Source organism: Suipraeoptans intestinalis (genome assembly GCF_009696485.1).
In the GTDB taxonomy this organism is placed as follows: Bacteria; Bacillota; Clostridia; order Lachnospirales; family Lachnospiraceae; genus Suipraeoptans; species Suipraeoptans intestinalis.
The window spans coordinates 1-5,555 of the sequence record NZ_VULY01000034.1; the positions used below are offsets into that span (position 1 = coordinate 1).

A 5,555-nucleotide genomic window follows, 5' to 3' on the forward strand; every position below is an offset into this window, starting at 1 on the left:
AGGAAAAAGGAAATTATGTGGTGGAAGAGCCGGGAAAAGGTTTCCGCAGAATCGTAGCGGCGCCCAATCCGGTTGCCATTGTGGAGATTGATGCGATAAAAGCGCTCCTGGATGCAGATCAGGTGGTGATCGCAGCCGGAGCGGAGGATCCTGTGCTGGAGCAGGAGCATCATCTGAAGGAGCCAGCGCGGTAGTGGAGAAAGATCTGGCGGCCGGGAAGCTGGCAGAAGAGACGGATGCAGACGAACTGATTATCCTGACCAGCGTGGAAAAGGTAAAGATCCACATGGGGACAGACAGAGAGGAACAGCTGGAGGAGATCAGCGTGGAGGAAGCAAAAGGCTATATGGAAGAAGGACACTTTGGAGTATATAATATGCTTCCGAAGTTTCGGGCGTCCATTTCCTTTCTGGAGAAACGGGAGGGAAGAAGGGCGATCATCACTTCTTTCGATCATGTAAAAGCTGCGTTCAGGGAAAAACAGGGACAAGGATCCTGTAAAAAGCCATCAAATATCAAACATGCCAGAAACATTGGAAATAATAGGGTCAATCAGAAACCATCAGCAGTGAAGGCCTCTTTTGTCAGACGGAACCTGACGAAAGGAGTTCACCTCATAGGGCTGATGGTTCTGTTTTACAGGAAATTGTATGTGAGTATGAAAATCAAAGAAAATCCCTGCAAACATGCGGGAAAGCACAGAGAAAGCCAGAGGGAAGGAAGCGGGCGTCCGGAGCATCTCCGGGAAGAAAAAGAGGTTGACAAGAAAAAGAGAGGAAGTATGATTGTATCAACAAAGCAATACAATAAGACAATATCAGAAACGAGCAGGAAGAGGGTGCAAAGATGATAGAAATCAAAATCTGACGAAGGTGTATCGTCTGAACAAAAAGCAGATGATGGAGTTAAAGACGAAGGATCCTAAAAAGACGGCGGTAGGAAATCTGAGCTTTCAGGCGAAAGAGGGAGAGATCTATGGCCTTCTGGGACCAAACGGTGCGGGAAAGACGACCACGCTCCGCTGTATCGCTACCTTGATTCCTCCTACCGAAGGAGAGATTTATGTGAATGGATACGAGGTGCAGAAGGAGCCCAAGAAAGTCAGGACGCAGATTGGATTTCTGACCAGTGACATTAAACTGGATGAGCAGTTTACAGTAGATTATATGTTTGATTTTTCGGACGGCTGCATGAAGTGGAAAAAGATACTCTTCAACAGAGAAAAGAGGAATTGTTTTCCTATTTTGGGATCGAAGGCTTTGCCCATAAGCAGATCAAGGAGCTTTCCACAGGAATGAAGCAGAAAGCAGCCATTGCAGTGAGTCTGGTACATGATCCCAGGATCGTTATTTTTGACGAACCTACCAACGGATTGGATATCATCACGGCAAGAGGGGTAACAGACTATCTGAAAAAGCTGCGGAATGAAGGAAAGCTGATCGTGGTTTCCACCCATATTATGTCGGAAGCACAAAAACTGTGTGACAGGATCGGGATCATTGTGGATGGAGAAATGGTGGCAGAAGGTACGGTGGCAGAACTTCTGCAGCAGACCGGAGCACAGGATCTGGAAGACGCATTTTTCGAATTTTACAGGGAAAAGAAGGGGAGTAGCGGCATGAAAGGAATCAGAGAAATATTCGGGAAAGAAATGGCGCGGATATTCAGGACAAAAAATGGTATTTTCTGTCTTTGTATTGCCGGTGGTGATCATGCTGGTTATTTTTTCGGTTGTGGGAATGATGGCGGAACGGAAGCAGAAAGACATCGAGGCACACAAATCCAGGATTTATACACTTCACGCGCCGACAGACTTTCAGCAACAGATGGAAGCGTCAGGATTTTTGGCCGAATATACACAGATTGAATCTGAAAAAGAATTTGAGGCGCAAAGAAGAAGATCAAAGAGGGAGAGATCGATCTGATCGTAAGATTTTCCGATGGATTTGAAGAGCAGACAAAGGCTTACAAAGAAGGGGAGCCTCTTCCCTGGTCAATACCTACGAAAATCCGTCAGAAGAATATTCGGCCAAGACGTCCTCCTTTGTGAAAACAATGCTGGAATCTTATCGTCAGACACTTCTGGTAGAGCGAGTGAAGATCTGAGGCAATTGACGGTTTTTGAAGTCAACACAGACAACTCTCAGATGTATATTCAGGATAAGGCGAAGGCGACAGGCAAGATGGCGGGAACCATGCTGCCTACTTTGTAACCGTCTTTTTTTGCAGGGGCGATGGGAATCGAACGGATATGATAGCAGGAGAGAAGGAAAGAGGAACCATGTACAGCCTTCTGGTGACGCCGATCCAGAGAAGCTCTATTGTACTGGGGAAGGTGTTTTCGCTTATGACGATCTCCGGAATTTCCGCAATTGTATATGTGACGGCCCTGGCAGTGGCGGCGAATACGATTTTTAAAGACAAGCTGTCGGGAGCAAACTTCCACCTGGATATTCAGGCGGGGCAGATCGCTATGCTGGGAGTACTGCTATTGTTTATGTCCTTCCTGTATTCTACCATCATTGCACTGATCTCTGTGTTTGCAAAGACGGTGAAAGAAGCAGGAACTTATATTATGCCGGCCTATATGCTGGTGCTGATCATCGGTCTGATCTCCATGTTTTCAACAGGAAAACCCCAGGAAAGCCTCTGGTTTGTCCCGTTTTAATGATGGTTTTCCGCCACCGTGATCCCGTACTGGAACAAGGTGATCTCCTGACTCATGATTCCCTGAATCGCCATGGCATTGTTGTAAAACGGGACAAACCAGAGCTTTCCTGGGGTTTTCCTGTTGAAAACATGGAGATCAGACCGATGATCAGCACCAGCATATAGGCCGGCATAATATAAGTTCCTGCTTCTTTCACCGTCTTTGCAAACACAGAGATCAGTGCAATGATGGTAGAATACAGGAAGGACATAAACAATAGCAGTACTCCAGCATAGCGATCTGCCCCGCCTGAATATCCAGGTGGAAGTTTGCTCCGACAGCTTGTCTTTAAAAATCGTATTCGCCGCCACTGCCAGGGCCGTCACATATACAATTGCGGAAATTCCGGAGATCGTCATAAGCGAAAACACCTTCCCCAGTACAATAGAGCTTCTCTGGATCGGCGTCACCAGAAGGCTGTACATGGTTCCTCTTTCCTTCTCTCCTGCTATCATATCCGTTCCGATTCCCATCGCCCCTGCAAACAAAAAGACGGTTACAAAGTAGGGCAGCATGGTTCCCGCCATCTTGCCTGTCGCCTTCGCCTTATCCTGAATATACATCTGAGAGTTGTCTGTGTTGACTTCAAAAACCGTCAATTGCCTCAGATCTTCCACTCGCTCTACCAGAAGTGTCTGACGATAAGATTCCAGCATTGTTTTCACAAAGGACGTCTTGGCCGAATATTCTTCTGACGGATTTTCGTAGGTATTGACCCAGGGAAGAGGCTCCCTTCTTTGTAAGCCTTTGTCTGCTCTTCAAATCCATCGGAAAATCTTACGATCAGATCGATCTCTCCCTCTTTGATCTTCTTCTTTGCCGCCTCAAATTCTTTTTCAGATTCAATCTGTGTATATTCGGCCAAAAATCCTGACGCTTCCATCTGTTGCTGAAAGTCTGTCGCGCGTGAAGTGTATAAATCCTGGATTTGTGTGCCTCGATGTCTTTCTGCTTCCGTTCCGCCATCATTCCCACAACCGAAAAATAACCAGCATGATCACCACGGGCAATACAAAGACAGAAAATACCATTTTTTTGTCCCTGAATATCCGCGCCATTTCTTTCCCGAATATTTCTCTGATTCCTTTCATGCCGCTACTCCCCTTCTTTTCCCTGTAAAATTCGAAAAATGCGTCTTCCAGATCCTGTGCTCCGGTCTGCTGCAGAAGTTCTGCCACCGTACCTTCTGCCACCATTTCTCCATCCACAATGATCCCGATCCTGTCACACAGTTTTTGTGCTTCCGACATAATATGGGTGGAAACCACGATCAGCTTTCCTTCATTCCGCAGCTTTTTCAGATAGTCTGTTACCCTCTTGCCGTGATGATATCCAATCCGTTGGTAGGTTCGTCAAAATAACGATCCTGGGATCATGTACCAGACTCACTGCAATGGCTGCTTTCTGCTTCATTCCTGTGGAAAGCTCCTTGATCTGCTTATGGGCAAAGCCTTCGATCCCAAAATAGGAAAACAATTCCTCTTTTCTCTGTTGAAGAGTATCTTTTTCCACTTCATGCAGCCGTCCGAAAAAATCAAACATATAATCTACTGTAAACTGCTCATCCAGTTTAATGTCACTGGTCAGAAATCCAATCTGCGTCCTGACTTTCTTGGGCTCCTTCTGCACCTCGTATCCATTCACATAAATCTCTCCTTCGGTAGGAGGAATCAAGGTAGCGATACAGCGGAGCGTGGTCGTCTTTCCCGCACCGTTTGGTCCCAGAAGGCCATAGATCTCTCCCTCTTTCGCCTGAAAGCTCAGATTTCCTACCGCCGTCTTTTTAGGATCCTTCGTCTTTAACTCCATCATCTGCTTTTTGTTCAGACGATACACCTTCGTCAGATTTTTGATTTCTATCATCTTTGCACCCCTCTTCCTGCTCGTTTCTGATATTGTCTTATTGTATTGCTTTGTTGATACAATCATACTTCCTCTCTTTTTTCTTGTCAACCTCTTTTTCTTCCCCGAGATGCTCCGGACGCCCCGCTTCCTTCCCTCTGGCTTTCTCTGTGCTTTCCCGCATGTTTGCAGGGATTTTCTTTGATTTTCATACTCACATACAATTTCCTGTAAAACAGAACCATCAGCCCTATGAGGTGAACTCCTTTCGTCAGGTTCCGTCTGACAAAAGAGGCCTTCACTGCTGATGGTTTCTGATTGACCCTATTATTTCCAATGTTTCTGGCATGTTTGATATTTGATGGCTTTTTACAGGATCCTTGTCCCTGTTTTTCCCTGAACCGCAGCTTTTACATGATCGAAAGAAGTGATGATCGCCCTTCTTCCTCCCGTTTCTCCAGAAAGGAAATGGACGCCCGAAACTTCGGAAGCATATTATATACTCCAAAGTGTCCTTCTTCCATATAGCCTTTTGCTTCCTCCCACGCTGATCTCCTCCAGCTGTTCCTCTCTGTCTGTCCCCATGTGGATCTTTACCTTTTCCACGCTGGTCAGGATAATCAGTTCGTCTGCATCCGTCTCTTCTGCCAGCTTCCCGGCCGCCAGATCTTTCTCCACTACCGCGCTGGCTCCCTTCAGATGATGCTCCTGCTCCAGCACAGGGATCCTCCGCTCCGGCTGCGATCACCACCTGATCTGCATCCAGGAGCGCTTTTATCGCATCAATCTCCACAATGGCAACCGGATTGGGCGCCGCTACGATTCTGCGGAAACCTTTTCCCGGCTCTTCCACCACATAATTTCCCTTTTTCCTCTCCTTTGCAGCCTCCTCTGCGTTCAGATAACGCCCAACACTTTTGTAGGCGTGTAAAAAGCTTCGTCATAGGGATCTACGATCACCTGGGTCAATACGGTACTGACCGTCCGATAAAGACCTCTATTT

Annotated in this window: 4 protein-coding genes and 4 pseudogenes; 4 read left to right on the forward strand and 4 right to left on the reverse strand. The window is 46.7% G+C overall.

Going from position 1 to position 5,555, the window contains the following annotated elements; translation table 11 throughout:
- The 4 genes and pseudogenes from FYJ34_RS15715 to FYJ34_RS11965 form a co-directional block, all read left to right on the forward strand.
- Positions 1-194: pseudogene (locus FYJ34_RS15715) on the forward strand (carbamate kinase); the annotation flags it as partial.
- Entirely contained in the window at positions 194-850 is a 657-nt protein-coding gene (locus tag FYJ34_RS15720) for an amino acid kinase family protein (RefSeq protein ID WP_330582689.1), read from the forward strand. The pseudogene FYJ34_RS15715 and the gene FYJ34_RS15720, both read left to right, overlap by 1 nt.
- 46 nt (positions 851-896) lie before the next feature.
- Positions 897-1,609: pseudogene (locus FYJ34_RS15330) on the forward strand (ABC transporter ATP-binding protein); the annotation flags it as partial.
- Positions 1,610-2,251: 642 nt separating this feature from the next.
- The gene (locus FYJ34_RS11965; RefSeq protein ID WP_154478949.1) at positions 2,252-2,668 is read left to right on the forward strand and encodes an ABC transporter permease subunit; all 417 of its coding nucleotides are present in this window, start codon (positions 2,252-2,254) and stop codon (positions 2,666-2,668) included.
- Here FYJ34_RS11965 and FYJ34_RS13430 read toward each other — a convergent pair.
- The 4 genes and pseudogenes from FYJ34_RS13430 to FYJ34_RS15335 all read right to left on the reverse strand — a co-directional run.
- On the reverse strand, positions 2,665-3,366 hold the full coding sequence (locus FYJ34_RS13430) for an ABC transporter permease subunit (protein WP_235899537.1): 702 nt from the start codon (positions 3,364-3,366) through the stop codon (positions 2,665-2,667). The two genes, FYJ34_RS11965 and FYJ34_RS13430, sit on opposite strands and share 4 nt — an antisense overlap.
- 5 nt (positions 3,367-3,371) lie before the next feature.
- Complete coding sequence (locus FYJ34_RS13435; RefSeq protein ID WP_154478951.1) at positions 3,372-3,575, reverse strand: hypothetical protein; 204 nt, start codon at positions 3,573-3,575, stop codon at positions 3,372-3,374.
- A 235-nt stretch (positions 3,576-3,810) separates the two neighbouring features.
- Positions 3,811-4,573 (reverse strand): annotated as a pseudogene (locus FYJ34_RS11980) (ABC transporter ATP-binding protein); the annotation flags it as partial.
- Between the two features lie 348 nt (positions 4,574-4,921).
- Positions 4,922-5,555: pseudogene (locus FYJ34_RS15335) on the reverse strand (amino acid kinase family protein); the annotation flags it as partial.

Coding starts and splice junctions, on each gene's coding strand:
- FYJ34_RS13430 (WP_235899537.1), bottom strand. CDS start 3,366: ATGCTGGAATCTTATCGTCAGACACTTCTGGTAGAGCGAGTGGAAGAT.
- FYJ34_RS11965 (WP_154478949.1), top strand. CDS start 2,252: ATGATAGCAGGAGAGAAGGAAAGAGGAACCATGTACAGCCTTCTGGTG.